Annotated in this window: 15 protein-coding genes; 11 read left to right on the forward strand and 4 right to left on the reverse strand. The window is 43.9% G+C overall.

The genetic code is table 11. The features are described 5' to 3' along the window. Positions 1–7: 7 nt before the first annotated feature. Complete coding sequence (gene cysK, locus GPA07_RS06300; RefSeq protein WP_157292203.1) at positions 8–937, reverse strand: cysteine synthase A; 930 nt, start codon at positions 935–937, stop codon at positions 8–10. Positions 938–1,031: 94 nt separating this feature from the next. Here cysK and thpR point away from each other — a divergent pair, with 94 nt between their 5' ends. The 4 genes from thpR to GPA07_RS06320 all read left to right on the forward strand — a co-directional run bounded on the left by thpR (position 1,032) and on the right by GPA07_RS06320 (position 4,604). Further along, positions 1,032–1,583 (forward strand): RNA 2',3'-cyclic phosphodiesterase, encoded by a 552-nt coding sequence (gene thpR, locus GPA07_RS06305; RefSeq protein WP_008356408.1) that lies wholly within the window; start codon positions 1,032–1,034, stop codon positions 1,581–1,583. Between the two features lie 25 nt (positions 1,584–1,608). Beyond that, positions 1,609–2,544, forward strand: a complete 936-nt coding sequence (locus tag GPA07_RS06310; RefSeq protein ID WP_157292204.1) for a hypothetical protein — start codon at positions 1,609–1,611, stop codon at positions 2,542–2,544. Positions 2,545–2,590: 46 nt separating this feature from the next. After that, complete coding sequence (locus GPA07_RS06315) at positions 2,591–3,520, forward strand: YegS/Rv2252/BmrU family lipid kinase (RefSeq protein ID WP_157292205.1); 930 nt, start codon at positions 2,591–2,593, stop codon at positions 3,518–3,520. Between the two features lie 283 nt (positions 3,521–3,803). Beyond that, positions 3,804–4,604 carry a phosphotransferase family protein gene (locus GPA07_RS06320; RefSeq protein ID WP_008356403.1) on the forward strand — a complete coding sequence of 267 codons (801 nt, stop codon included), beginning with the start codon at positions 3,804–3,806 and terminating at the stop codon, positions 4,602–4,604. Here the strand turns inward: GPA07_RS06320 and GPA07_RS06325 are convergent. Then, positions 4,601–4,876 (reverse strand): YtzH-like family protein, encoded by a 276-nt coding sequence (locus GPA07_RS06325; RefSeq protein WP_008356401.1) that lies wholly within the window; start codon positions 4,874–4,876, stop codon positions 4,601–4,603. The two genes, GPA07_RS06320 and GPA07_RS06325, sit on opposite strands and share 4 nt — an antisense overlap. Positions 4,877–5,064: 188 nt before the next feature. Between GPA07_RS06325 and trmB the strand changes: the two genes are divergently transcribed. From trmB to GPA07_RS06340, 3 genes are all read left to right on the forward strand, one after another. After that, positions 5,065–5,706 (forward strand): tRNA (guanosine(46)-N7)-methyltransferase TrmB, encoded by a 642-nt coding sequence (trmB, locus tag GPA07_RS06330; RefSeq protein WP_008356399.1) that lies wholly within the window; start codon positions 5,065–5,067, stop codon positions 5,704–5,706. A gap of 117 nt (positions 5,707–5,823) precedes the next feature. Next, entirely contained in the window at positions 5,824–6,672 is an 849-nt protein-coding gene (locus GPA07_RS06335; RefSeq protein ID WP_008356398.1) for a YtnP family quorum-quenching lactonase, read from the forward strand. 125 nt (positions 6,673–6,797) lie between these two features. Continuing rightward, a complete protein-coding gene (locus GPA07_RS06340) occupies positions 6,798–8,432 on the forward strand; it encodes an NAD-dependent malic enzyme (RefSeq protein ID WP_232532151.1) in 1,635 nt (544 codons plus the stop codon). Between the two features lie 41 nt (positions 8,433–8,473). Here GPA07_RS06340 and GPA07_RS06345 read toward each other — a convergent pair whose 3' ends face one another. Then, on the reverse strand, positions 8,474–8,788 hold the full coding sequence (locus tag GPA07_RS06345; RefSeq protein ID WP_008356395.1) for a PepSY domain-containing protein: 315 nt from the start codon (positions 8,786–8,788) through the stop codon (positions 8,474–8,476). A 198-nt stretch (positions 8,789–8,986) separates the two neighbouring features. Between GPA07_RS06345 and GPA07_RS06350 the strand changes: the two genes are divergently transcribed. Beyond that, the gene (locus tag GPA07_RS06350) at positions 8,987–10,060 is read left to right on the forward strand and encodes a M42 family metallopeptidase (protein ID WP_157292207.1); all 1,074 of its coding nucleotides are present in this window, start codon (positions 8,987–8,989) and stop codon (positions 10,058–10,060) included. Positions 10,061–10,104: 44 nt separating this feature from the next. Here GPA07_RS06350 and GPA07_RS06355 read toward each other — a convergent pair whose 3' ends face one another. Beyond that, a complete protein-coding gene (locus GPA07_RS06355; protein ID WP_008356391.1) occupies positions 10,105–10,551 on the reverse strand; it encodes a YtoQ family protein in 447 nt (148 codons plus the stop codon). 200 nt (positions 10,552–10,751) lie between these two features. On the opposite strand from GPA07_RS06355, the gene GPA07_RS06360 reads away from it, so the two are divergent. Genes GPA07_RS06360 through GPA07_RS06370 form a run of 3 tightly spaced genes read left to right on the forward strand, consistent with a single transcriptional unit; the run spans position 10,752 to position 12,918 of the window. Next, positions 10,752–11,780 carry a PTS sugar transporter subunit IIC gene (locus GPA07_RS06360; protein WP_008356388.1) on the forward strand — a complete coding sequence of 343 codons (1,029 nt, stop codon included), beginning with the start codon at positions 10,752–10,754 and terminating at the stop codon, positions 11,778–11,780. Continuing rightward, positions 11,767–12,087, forward strand: coding sequence for a thioredoxin family protein (locus tag GPA07_RS06365; RefSeq protein ID WP_157292208.1), 321 nt, complete (start codon positions 11,767–11,769; stop codon positions 12,085–12,087). The genes GPA07_RS06360 and GPA07_RS06365 overlap by 14 nt, the downstream gene beginning before the upstream one ends. 18 nt (positions 12,088–12,105) lie before the next feature. Continuing rightward, the gene (locus GPA07_RS06370; protein ID WP_034738405.1) at positions 12,106–12,918 is read left to right on the forward strand and encodes a DUF1444 domain-containing protein; all 813 of its coding nucleotides are present in this window, start codon (positions 12,106–12,108) and stop codon (positions 12,916–12,918) included. Positions 12,919–12,923 lie beyond the last annotated feature (5 nt).

Below are 12,923 nucleotides of genomic sequence, written 5' to 3' on the forward strand. Positions count from 1 at the left end.
TTTAATCCTAATCCTGAAAAACATCACTTGATAAATAGCGTTCACCCGTATCTGCTGTCATACAGACGACCATGTGATCCTTTGGGAGCTGTTTGGCTGTTTCAATGGCTGCATAGCACGCCGCCCCAGACGATGGACCGACTAAAATGCCTTCAAGGCGGGCAAGCTGCCGCGTGATGTGATACGCATCTTCATCGCTTACTTGCACAATGTCATCATAGACCTGTTCGTTTAAAATATTTGGGATAAATCCTGGACTTGTGCCAACGAGCTTATGCTTGCCAGGTTTCCCCCCTGATAAAACAGGCGATCCCTTCGGCTCTGCCACACGTATGGTCAATTCAGGAAATGCTTTCTTTAATTCCTCTCCAGTGCCTGTAATGGTACCGCCAGTTCCAGCAGTTGCGACAAAAGCGCCTAGCGGCTGACCGAGCTGTTTCACCGCATCCATTATTTCTACAGCGGTCGTCCTTCTGTGAGCATCAGGGTTCGCTCCGTTGTCAAATTGCATGGGAATAAAGCTGTGAGGAATTTGAGCAGCTAGTTCCTCTGCCTTCTGAATACAGCCCGGCATTTTTTCCTCCCCTGGGGTTAAGACGACCTGTGCACCATATGCCTTTAAAATATTGATTCTTTCCTGTGTCATCGTATCAGGCATAACAAGAATGGCTTTGTAGCCTCTTGCAGCAGCATTCATCGCTAAACCAATTCCTGTATTCCCGCTTGTTGGTTCAATAATTGTAGCCCCTTTTGTGAGCTTCCCTTGCTTCTCTGCCTCAACGATCATATTGTAAGCAGCACGATCCTTTACACTTCCACTCGGATTAAATGATTCCAGCTTTAAATAAACAGCCGCCGCATTGTCTGGCTGAAGCCGCTGTAATTTTACAAGCGGAGTGTCGCCGATCAGCTCAGCGATATTGTGTGCAACCTTCATTATATGACACCCTTTCTTCTCATTACGCATTACTTTAGTTATACTATCATCAATGGGGATTCGTAAAGTTTGTTAAAAAAGGACAGGTGATGATATGGCAGAAAGCCGTCATTATTTTATCGGGATTCAAATCCCTGAACAACTTGCGCATCAAATAAAAGCGGATATAGACAAGAGGAGCGAACTGTCTTTTCAAAAATGGACAGCACCCATTGATTATCATGTCACCCTTGTGTTTTTAGGCGCAATTCCAGAGGACCGTTTAAACAAGATATCTGAGCTACTTGAACAGCTGTCTCATGAGATGTCTGCTTTCCCGCTGAAGCTGAATGAGATAGGGGTATTTGGTCAAATTGAGCGACCGAGAGTCTTTTTTGCAAAGCCTAGTGAAAGTAAACCTTTGATGGATGTAAGAGAAAAGGTGAAAGAAGCCGTATTGTCAGCAGATCACCCTGTAGAAAAAAGACCATTTCATCCGCATATGACGATTGCGCGAAAATGGAATGCGGATCAGCCCTATATAGAACAAGCGCCCTTACGTAAAGAGCCATATTCGATGGAGGTTTCTAGTATCGCTTTATTTGAAATTCGTCTCAAAGAAACCCCGCGTTATCACGTAATTAAACAATTTACCCTACATAAATGATTCTAGAAGTTGGAGTGATCAGCAGATGGCGCAAATCATTAAAATCCAAGATTATATATCACGATATGAACAAGACCCGCATCATTACATCAATCAGTTTATTCGATTGAAAAAGCAAAGATGGGACGAGTTAAAAAGAGCTTCAAAAGAAGAGGCGCAGCAGCAAGTTGACCAATTCCTTAGACAAGCACCTGAACAAGAGGAAGAAAAGAGAAAGAAATTCTCCTTAAAGAGAAAGCAAAAAGAAGCCGATATGAAAAAGGAACAGGACCTGAGTCTCTTTAACGAGCCGACAGATATAGAGCAAGGTGTCTTTACAAACGTTCCGACCGATGAAACGAAGCTGATTCACTTTTTTAAGGATCATCTTTACGATGTACAATTAAAGTGGGCCAGCTCGACGATCTCTCACATTTCAACTGTCTCCCATCACATTCGATATGATGAAAAACTGCGAATGCTTGCAAGGCAGCTGCCCGATTCTTATTTTGTCATGTACAAGCCGGTGCTGCTCATTCAAAAAGCAGAGATGGAATTATGTCCAGTGATCATTACGCCGCTTGAAGTGATCTGTTTATCTTTTCTAGAGGCAGAGCCAGACAGCGTATATATCGGATCGAAGGAACGTTTTTGGGAAAAGCGCGCGACTGGAAAAGCTGTTCAGTCCGTCTTGAACCCTTGCGCAAGCCTTCTTCGTTCTGGAACCGTCGTGTCAAAAATTTTACAGCAAAGCGGTGTAGAGCTTCCTGTGAAAAAAATCCTCATCAGCCGTACCTCTTATATTGACTTACCTGAAGTTCCGTATGGGATGGAGGTTGTCGATAAGAAGAAGGCTGAGGAATGGTTTGACAAGCAGCGGAAAAACACGGCGCCGACAAAACACCAGCAATTTAAGGCGACAAAGGCATTGCTCGCCTATGGTGAATCAGACAGCAAAAGAAGGCAGGAATGGCTCGATTAAAGGCAGATGAAGGTCACCAAAAACGAGACCTGAGTGGAGCTAATATATGAATGAATGGTACTTTATCGTCAATCCAGAAGCAGGACATGGAAAAGGACTCCGCACATGGAGGAGCATAGAGAAAGAATTACAAAAGATGGAGATCTCATACCGATCGTTTCTCACCCAGCATGAAGGACATGCTGAAGTTTTGGCAAGACAGATCAGCGCCATGCAAGACGATAGATTGAAACGTCTAATCGTTATTGGCGGTGACGGCACCATTCATGAAGTGCTGAATGGCTTAAAAGAAATCGAACATGTGCAGCTGAGCTTTGTCCCGGCGGGTCATTGGAATGACGCTGCGAAGGGGCTTGGTATCCAGCGTCACGATGTGATCAAAGAAGTGAGAAAGCAAAAGAGAATGCTCACAAAAACATTTGCTCTCGGTTCCTTTCAAGAGCATGCAGAAAGTCCGCAATCCGTTCTTTTTCTCAATCATATTGGTGTTGGGTTTGACGCGCATGTTTTGAGGAAAACGGTGCATTTCAGAGGGAGAAAGTGGCTGAAGCGGCTCAAGCTGGGGTTTATCATGTACCCGCTGTCATTCCTTCATTCTTTATGGTCATTCAAACCGTTTGACCTTGCTCTTTTTATTGAAAATGAGAGAAAGGTCTTTCGCCAAGTGTGGTTTGTATTGGTCTGCAATCATCCGTATTATGGCGGAGGGCTGGAAGCAGCGCCAGAAGCGAGCGCAAGGCAGCCCGGCTTTCAAACAATTGTTGTGACGGATTTGAATCCATTCAAGGTCCTCTTGTTTTTAAGTGCAATGGTTTTTCGAAAGCACCTTGGAATGGAGGGAGTCACCCTTTTTCAGCATGAGGAAGCCTATTTGGAGGCAGATGAAAAAATCTTATTTCATGCAGATGGAGAAGTGATAGGCGCAACGCCTGTTTTTGTCAAGACGAGTGAACACTCCTTAAAATTACGTGCTTAAACTACTGCCGCTGTATGCGCAGGCAAATAGACCATGAAAAAAGCCTTCTTTTTCATCAGGTTCTTGTCCTGATTTTTTAGTTTTGCTTGACGAGTATAAGAAGGTAGCGATAAAATCTATAGGGACGGCTATTGTTTAGCATCTCATTCTCAATAGCTGTCCTTTTTGTTTTTATGATCATATAAATAAAAAAAAACAGCCAATTGATCTCAATCGGCTGAATTTTGTCGACTAAAAAAGCACGATTTAAAATATTTTAAGAAATGATGGGTTGAAAATTGATATGAACTGGTTGGGACAAATATTAGGTAGCGAATGGCACATCTCTCCTGCTGGAGGCGCTACGGGAGATGCGTACTTCGCAACACACAATGACCAAAAGCTATTTTTAAAACGCAATACGTCACCGTTTCTTGCGGTTTTGTCAGCTGAAGGCATTGTGCCGAAGCTTGTCTGGACAAAACGGATGGAAAATGGGGATGTGATCACTGCGCAGCACTGGCTGAGCGGCCGAGAGCTGAAGCCAAAGGACATGAATGACCGTCCTGTTGCGGAGCAGCTTAGAAAAATTCATACATCGAAAGAGCTGCTTGATATGCTGAAACGATTAGAAAAGCACTCGCTTGACCCTGAATCCATTCTGATGCATCTCAAGCAGTCCATCTTAAAAGAGCAGATTGAATCACATGATATCGCGCGTGCTATCCAGTATTTAGAGCAGCATGTGGAGGCAGTCCAATTCGAGGACAAGGTCGTATGTCATTGTGACCTCAATCATAATAATTGGCTGCTCACAGATGAAAATCAGCTCTATTTGATTGATTGGGATGGGGCGATGATTGCGGATCCAGCGATTGATCTTGGACCGCTCCTCTATCATTATGTTGAAGAAGAGAACTGGGAAAGCTGGCTCTCGATGTATGGTGCCCCGCTGACAGACAACCTGCGAAAACGCATGGCATGGTATGTGCTCGCAGAAACCGTATCGTTTGTCGTTTGGCATAAAAGAAAAGGCAATGAAAAGGCGCAAAAAGAAGTGCAAGCGGAGCTAAGCGCATTGTTAAAACGGTTAAACATCCATTAAGACAGTGGAATGTTCTCGACCCACTCCGACAGATGAGATTGATGCTCCTCGATATGTGCATCAATTGAACTGACAGAAGTGCCCTTTTGGCTGTAATCATAAATATCTGTCAGCAGCTGACGAATATCAGGATCAAGATCTTCTTTTGCCAGCATTAATTGAATCACGCGTCCCACCTGTTCATATTCTGCAATAGTACCACAGCAATCCAGCTGGTGATCAGTTAAAATATCTTTGATTAATTGAAGCTGATGTTGGCTGTTTAATCCCATGTGAATGCTCCTTTCAAGCATGTCATTTATGTGGTTAAACTGTGCATTCAGCATTGATTTTATACATGAAAAAGACCAGCCCAAATAGGAACTGGTCTTTTTCATATGGGCATATGAGATGCTGTCTTGCGGGTCTTTATGTTTCGTGGTATCTTGATAAAATGTAAAGAAAATAGAGGTGTATCAAATTGAGAATGCGACATAAACCGTGGGCGGATGATTACTTAGCTGAAAATGCTCATATTGCTTTAGCAAACCCCGAGCAGTATAAAGGGAAATGGCATGAGCTGTTTGGAAATGATCATCCAATCCATATTGAAGTCGGTACAGGAAAAGGGAGCTTTATTGCTGGAATGGGCAAGCTTCATCCTGATATCAACTATATTGGTATTGAATTATTTAAAAGTGTCATTGTGACGGCAGTTGATAAAATCAAAGAAACAGATGTTGAGAACGTAAAGCTTTTGAACATCAACGCTGAGACATTGACAGATGTGTTTGAGGAAAATGAGATTGACCGGGTGTATTTGAATTTCTCTGATCCGTGGCCAAAATCAAGGCATGAAAAACGCAGATTGACATTTAAAGCTTTTTTAGAGCGATATGAACAAATCCTCCGCCCAGGCGGTGAATTACATTTTAAAACAGATAACCGCGGGTTATTTGAATATTCTTTAAAGAGCTTTTCTGCCTACGGACTCCTTTTAACGTATGTGAGCCTTGATTTACATGAGGATGGTCTAGAAGGAAATGTGATGACAGAATATGAAGAGAAATTCTCTTCTATGGGACAGCCCATCTATCGATCAGAAGTGAAATTCCCAGAATAACAAGTGAAGAAAAAGCTGGCTGCAACGAACGATTGCGGGCAGCTTTTTTTGATGAAAAGATTAGCACATGCGATTTTCGGCTGTATTTGCTACGATAGAAAAAGGAGGGATGACAGCATGGAGACAATGAAAATAGGTGACATGGAACTATTTTGGTTAAACGGGGGAGATACCCACATGGACGGCGGTGCAATGTTTGGCGTGGTGCCAAAGCCATTATGGTCAAAAAAATACCCTGTGAATGATCGCAATCAAATTGAATTACGGTGTGATCCAATTCTCATACGGTGGAACGGTCTTCATCTGTTAGTAGATTCCGGTATCGGTTCAGGGAAGCTGACAGAGAAACAAAAACGCAATTATGGCGTCACAGAGGAAACGAAAATAGAAGAATCACTTGCCGCTCTCGGTCTACGCCCAGCCGATATAGATTACGTATTAATGACTCATCTGCACTTTGATCATGCAAGCGGGCTGACAAAACGTGAAGGCGATGAGCTCGTGTCTGTTTTTCAGCAGGCAAAAATTATCACGTCCAAAATTGAATGGGACGAAATGAGACATCCGAACATTCGCTCACGAAATACATATTGGCAAGAAAACTGGGAGCCAGTAGTTGATCAAGTGGTCACATTTGAAGAAAGCATTGAAGTCACAGAGGGCATTCAGCTGCATCATACAGGCGGCCATAGCGAAGGGCACAGCATCTTAACACTCACAAGTCAGGGCGAAACAGCAATTCATTTAGCTGATATCATGCCGACACACGCTCATAAAAATCCACTTTGGGTTCTGGCATATGATGATTATCCAATGACCTCGATCCCAGCTAAGCAAAAATGGCAGGCATTCGCAGAAGAAAAAAATGCATGGTACTTGTTTTATCATGATGCCATTTACCGAGCTGTGAAGTGGGACCCAGACGGGACAATCACGCATGAAGTCAAAAGAGAAACCGGAAGATAGTATGTTTTTTCGCCTTTCACACAAAATAACGACAAAATGAACTTGTGAAAGGAAGAGTGCAGGTGAACCAATTTTATCGTGTACACGGTGATGTCATCGAGACACCATTAAGAGGGATAGAAGTCATGTCTATCCCTTATTTAAACAAAGGGGTTGCATTTACGAAGGAAGAGCGGGAAGAACTTGGTTTAAAGGGATTTCTCCCACCTAAGGTCTTAACATTAGAAGATCAGGCAAAGCGTGCATATGAGCAGTTCCAAGCACAGCCGGACGCGCTTGGAAAAAATGTGTATTTAACAGCGCTTCATGACAGAAACGAAGTGCTCTTTTATAAATTATTAAATGAGCATTTGGCGGAAATGCTGCCGATTGTATACACCCCGACCGTAGGAACGGCGATTCAACGTTACAGCCACGAGTATAGAAAACCAAGAGGACTTTATTTATCCATTGATGACTTAGAAGGCATGGCAGAGATTTTTGCCTCTTACGGAGTCGATGAATCAATTGATTTAATCGTTGCGACGGATGCAGAAGGTATTTTAGGCATCGGAGACTGGGGCGTTGGCGGAATTGCCATTTCAGTCGGGAAGCTGGCTGTTTATACAGCGGCGGCAGGTATTGACCCTAGCCGTGTGCTGGCAGTGGTGCTTGATGCCGGGACGAACCAAGAAAGCCTCTTAAATGATCCGCTTTATGTCGGCAATCAGCACTCCCGCGTTCGAGGAGAGCGGTATGATCAGTTCATTGATCAATATGTTGAGCTTGCCCGCGCCACCTTTCCAAATGCACTCCTTCACTGGGAAGACTTTGGTACAAAAAATGCCCGCGCCATTTTGGAAAAGTATAAGGACCGTATTTGTACGTTCAATGATGATATTCAAGGAACAGGAGCGGTTTCACTTGCTGCGGTTTTGGCATGTGCAAAAGCATCAAAGGTTCCGCTGAAAGACCACCGAATCGTCATCTTTGGAGCAGGTACAGCAGGTATTGGAATAGCTGAGCAAATTCGTGATGCCATTGTAAGAGATGGAGTCAAAGAAGAAGCATCATATGACCAGTTCTGGTGTATTGATAAAACGGGATTGCTTACAGATGATTCACCAGACATTCAGCCATTTCAAAAGCCATATGCAAGACGTTCTGATGAAGTAAAGGATTATGCCCGTAATGGCCCAAAGCACTCCATTGATTTATTAGAGGTCGTGAAGCAGGCCAAACCAACAATTTTAATTGGTACGTCGACCGTAGGAGGCGCATTTACTGAGGAAATTGTCAAAGAAATGGCGTCACATGTAGAGCGCCCAGCGATTTTACCGATGTCTAACCCAACACCTCTTTCAGAGGCAAAACCGGAGGATCTGATCGAGTGGACAGAAGGACGTGCGCTTGTGACAACAGGAAGCCCATTTGATCCTGTGGAATACAATGGGGTGACCTATGAAATTGGGCAGGCAAATAACGCCCTCGTCTTTCCTGGTCTTGGTCTTGGAACGATTGTGTCTAAAGCCCGGCTGATGACAGACAGCATGTTTGTAGCAAGTGCTGAAGCCATTGCGAGCATGGTCAATGTCGGAAAACCGGGTGCGGCGATGCTTCCAAGTGTCGATCAGCTCCGAACGGTTTCAGCGACAGTGGCTGTCCGCGTGGCACAAGCGGCGATTGACGAAGGGGTTGCTGAAGAAACGCCTGATGATCTCATACAGGCCGTGCAAGATGCCATGTGGCACCCTGTGTACAAAAAAATCAAAGCCGTATAAAAAAGGCTTCGCAAGGACACGTCTTTGCGAAGCTTTCTTATTTAAGCAACAGAATCAATGACATCAACAATCATACCTGTTTTTGCATCAATCATGACTTCGTACTGTTCAAGCTCGCCAAAGGCAGAGCGTGTAATGCCAGATTTGTACACATCAATTGTTTCACCGTTTACGGTATAAGGTTCTGGTACAGTGTAAATCCAAGAGCCATCAATCGGGCCGCGTTGTTTAAAAGCAGATTTTACAATTTTCAATGCTTTTTCAGACGAGATGTACGCAGGGAAAAAGATTTTTTTGGCAACAATTGCAGCGGCTACGCCAATACTTGCACCAATCAGAACATGTTTTAACTTCAACGTGCTGCACCTCCGTATTGCTGTTTTTTCCATTATACAAAACTTGTCCTGTGATGTTAAGAAATCCGAATACTTGAAAGCATATTCAAAATTTCTGGAGAGATACTTGGAAAACCGAAAGAATTCTTATAGTATAAAGGGAGTGTATGTTTATAGGAATTTATATGGTCATTACATAGAAACGAGGGTAACTGTCGAATGAACAACGAAACATTGTCGCTTTTCCGAAATTTAACAGAATTACAGGGAACTCCAGGTAATGAGCACCATGTGCGTGCTTTTATGAAAAAAGAACTTGAGAAATATTCCGATGAGCTCATACAGGACCGCCTTGGCGGGGTGTTTGGCGTACGTAAGGGTTCGGAAAAGGGACCGAAAATCATGGTGGCTGGTCATATGGATGAAGTCGGCTTCATGGTCTCATCAATTACGAAAAACGGGATGATTCGTTTTCAAACACTTGGCGGCTGGTGGAGTCAAGTGATGCTCGCGCAGCGTGTGGATGTACATACCGATCACGGACCAATCCCTGGTGTCGTGTCAAGCACACCTCCCCACCTTCTGACACCAGAACAAAAAAATAGACCAGTGAAGCCGTCAGATATGCTGATTGATATTGGTGCAGATAGTGAGGAAGAGGCGAAAGAGCTTGGCGTTCGCCCAGGACAGCAAATCGTTCCTGCGACGGTCTTTACCCCAATGGCCAATCCTAAAAAGATTTTAGCCAAGGCTTGGGATAACCGCTACGGGTGCGGACTTGCCATTGAATTATTAAAAGAATTAAAAGACGAAACCCTTTCATGTCAGCTGTATTCAGGTGCAACAGTTCAAGAGGAAGTAGGGCTAAGAGGGGCAGCGGTAGCAGCGAATATGATTCAGCCTGATCTATTTTTTGCTTTAGATGCAAGCCCTGCAAATGATGTGACGGGTGATCACACACAATTCGGCCAGCTTGGAAAAGGTGCACTTCTTCGTATTGTTGATCGAACGATGATTACGCACCGGGGCATGAGAGACTTTGTTCTCGATACAGCTGAAACAAACAATATCCCATATCAATACTTTGTATCGCCGGGCGGAACGGATGCTGGACGTGTTCACATTTCGAACCAAGGTGTACCGTCTGCTGTGATTGGTGTGTGCGCGCGTTACATTCATACAAGTCATTCTGTCTTGCATGTAGATGATTATGCTGCCGCAAAAGAATTAATTGTCCAACTTGTCAAAAACTGTGATCAAAGCACGGTGGATTCGATTTATCAACAGGTGTAAAAAATAAGAAAAGGCTGCCCTTTTCATGAGAGCAGCCTTTTTTCCTATTCCTGTTCAAACACGTAAGATAACGCCTTAATGGCTTGATTGACTGTTTCCACAGTAACATTTGCTTTGTTGGATAGTTCTTTTAATGGATGGTGTAATTCCTTAGGGCGAATCAAAATAAGAGGTTTTCCTTTAGCGATGGCGGAAGAAGCATCCATTGCAGTGTTCCACTGTTTATATTTCTCACCAAACCGCGCAATGACGACGTCCGCTTTATTCAATAAAATTTCGGTCCGGAAATTGTTCAAATCAGAAGCCGCATCGTCTTTAAAAATGGCATCTGGCTGCTCACCTAAAATATCTTCCCCGATGTGATCCGAGCGGTCATGATTCTCCATTGGGCCCACAAATGTCACTGGTAACTTTAACGATTGGCTTTTCTCCTTGATTTCATCACGCCACTGGCTATGTATTTCTCCAGCTAAATAAACCGTTAATTGCATAACGATCTCCTCCTTGTGCACAAACTTAGTAAAGGTTTGCCCTGTTTCTTTTCATGTTACACAAGAAGTGCTTGATAAAGCAAAAAAAATATGATTATGATATTCATGGTAGAGACTATTTTTCATCGTAAGAATACTACATATAATAGGAAGGACAGGCCTCTTCGTCTTTCCTATGAGAAGGCAGGAAGACGACATTGATGACTTATTTGAAAAGAAAGGGTCTTTCCCTTTCGCCAAAGGTGTATTTTATTGATGCACTCTCTTATATGGCTTTAGGTCTATTTGCTACATTAGTGGTAGGGCTGATCTTAAAAACAGCAGGCGGTCTGTTATCACTGCCGCTTATCATCAAAATGGGAACGCTTGCCATGGGGCTCATGGGACCGGCAATCGGTGTAGCCGTTGCCTATCGCTTAAATGCGTCTCCTTTGATCATTTTTGCAAGTGTTGTCTCAGGTGCCGCTGGAGCAGAGCTTGGGGGACCTGCTGGAAGTTTTGTGGCTGCTCTCATTGGTGTAGAATTAGGCAAACTTGTTAGTGGTGAGACGAGAATTGATATTATTTTAACGCCGCTTGTGACCATTATGACAGGCTTTCTCACCGCTGCTTTCATCGGCCCTGGGATTCAGGCGGTGATGACAGGGCTAGGCAGGCTCATCGTATGGGGGACTGACCAAAGTCCACTGATGATGGGCATGCTGGTCGCAACCATTGTTGGACTTGCGCTCAGCTCACCGATTTCAAGTGCTGCGCTTGCGCTGATGCTTGATTTGACCGGGACAGCGGCCGGTGCTGCAACGATTGGCTGCTGCGCGCAGATGGTCGGTTTTGCCGCTGCAGGTTTTAGAGAAAATCGCTTTGGCGGTCTTGTTGCTGTTGGTATTGGGACGTCAAAACTACAGCTGCCGAACATTGTGAAAAATCCCCTCATTCTCATTCCGCCGACCATTGCGGGCCTGATTCTTGCGCCAATTGGTATTATTGGCTTTGGGATGGTCAATAATGCGGCAGGAGCGGGGATGGGAACGAGCGGTCTTGTCGGTCAGCTCATGACACTGACAGTCATGGGGTTTCATCCATCCGTTTTCCTCGCGATTGCACTCTTGCATATCGTTGGCCCGGCAGTGATTAGTTTGGTAGTATCAGAATGGATGAGAAAGAAAGGCTATATACAATTCGGAGATTTAACCATACAAACTGGAGGAATCAAACATGAAAAAAATTGAATCAAACGAAGAATTACAAAAAGTCATTCAAGACGACTTAGCCGTATTGCTATTTTCAGCTGACTGGTGTCCTGACTGCACATTTATTGAACCGTTCTTGCCAGAGCTTGAAGCAAACTATCCAGAATTTGAATACTTCTATGTGGATAGAGATCAGTTCATCGACACTTGTGCAGAGTGGGACATTTACGGCATTCCAAGCTTTTTAGTTTTTAAAAACGGACAAGAGATCAACCGTTTTGTCAGCAAAGATCGTAAGACAAAGGAAGAGATTGAAGCATTTTTAACAGATTCTCTTTCTAAATAACAAAAGGAGAGTCTTATTATGGCAAAAATGACATCCAGACAGCTTGCCAATCAATTGAAAAGCCGTCTGACGAGTGACAGCTGGACACACCAGTTTGACCGGGAAAAAGATACGCTTCGTATTGAAGATAAACAAACAGGGAAAGGCATCACACTTGAGCTTCCGCCGATTATTGCGAAGTGGGAAGTAAAGCCTGATGAAACCCTGGATGAGATCGTCTATTATGTGAAAGAGGCACTAAGTGCAATGAAAGGCGAAGCGCAGCACATAACAGGCAAAGAGAAGCAGATTTATCCGGTCATTCGTTCAACCTCCTTTCCAGAGACATCAAGTGATGAGACGCCGCTCGTTTTTGATGAGCATACAGCTGAAACAAGAATCTACTATGCACTTGACCTTGGGAGCACCTACAGATTAATTGACGAGAAGATGCTTCAAAAGGAAAACTGGACAAAAGAGCGAATCAGGGAAACCGCAAGCTTCAACGTCCGCTCGCTTGAAACGGTAGTGAAAATGGATGAAGTTGCTGGCAACCGTTTTTATTTCTTCCGTGCAAATGACGGGTACGATGCAAGCAGAATACTAAATGAATCAATTTTACAAGAATATGCGCAAAAAATAGAGGGGCAGATGGCCATTTCTGTTCCCCATCAAGATGTGTTCATCATTGCAGATGTTCGCAACGAATCAGGCTATGATATTTTAGGACAAATGTCGATGAGCTTCTTCGCTAGCGGCACAGTCCCAATTACCGCATTGTCATTTTTATATGACGAGGGCAAGCTTGAACCGATCTTTATTCTTGCAAAAAGCAGACCAAAACAGCAGTAGAAGGG

The sequence above is a fragment of the Bacillus sp. ms-22 genome (assembly GCF_009759805.1).
GTDB lineage: Bacteria > Bacillota > Bacilli > Bacillales > Bacillaceae > Bacillus > Bacillus xiamenensis.

What these genes read in the sequence shown, in the direction of transcription:
- GPA07_RS06320 (WP_008356403.1), top strand. Translation starts at nt 3,804, where the DNA reads ATGAACTGGTTGGGACAAATATTAGGTAGCGAATGGCACATCTCTCCT.
- GPA07_RS06335 (WP_008356398.1), top strand. Translation starts at nt 5,824, where the DNA reads ATGGAGACAATGAAAATAGGTGACATGGAACTATTTTGGTTAAACGGG.
- GPA07_RS06360 (WP_008356388.1), top strand. Translation starts at nt 10,752, where the DNA reads ATGACTTATTTGAAAAGAAAGGGTCTTTCCCTTTCGCCAAAGGTGTAT.
- GPA07_RS06340 (WP_232532151.1), top strand. Translation starts at nt 6,798, where the DNA reads ATGTCTATCCCTTATTTAAACAAAGGGGTTGCATTTACGAAGGAAGAG.
- GPA07_RS06315 (WP_157292205.1), top strand. Translation starts at nt 2,591, where the DNA reads ATGAATGAATGGTACTTTATCGTCAATCCAGAAGCAGGACATGGAAAA.
- GPA07_RS06370 (WP_034738405.1), top strand. Translation starts at nt 12,106, where the DNA reads ATGGCAAAAATGACATCCAGACAGCTTGCCAATCAATTGAAAAGCCGT.
- GPA07_RS06365 (WP_157292208.1), top strand. Translation starts at nt 11,767, where the DNA reads ATGAAAAAAATTGAATCAAACGAAGAATTACAAAAAGTCATTCAAGAC.
- GPA07_RS06350 (WP_157292207.1), top strand. Translation starts at nt 8,987, where the DNA reads ATGAACAACGAAACATTGTCGCTTTTCCGAAATTTAACAGAATTACAG.
- GPA07_RS06355 (WP_008356391.1), bottom strand. Translation starts at nt 10,551, where the DNA reads ATGCAATTAACGGTTTATTTAGCTGGAGAAATACATAGCCAGTGGCGT.
- cysK (WP_157292203.1), bottom strand. Translation starts at nt 937, where the DNA reads ATGAAGGTTGCACACAATATCGCTGAGCTGATCGGCGACACTCCGCTT.
- GPA07_RS06310 (WP_157292204.1), top strand. Translation starts at nt 1,609, where the DNA reads ATGGCGCAAATCATTAAAATCCAAGATTATATATCACGATATGAACAA.
- thpR (WP_008356408.1), top strand. Translation starts at nt 1,032, where the DNA reads ATGGCAGAAAGCCGTCATTATTTTATCGGGATTCAAATCCCTGAACAA.
- GPA07_RS06325 (WP_008356401.1), bottom strand. Translation starts at nt 4,876, where the DNA reads ATGGGATTAAACAGCCAACATCAGCTTCAATTAATCAAAGATATTTTA.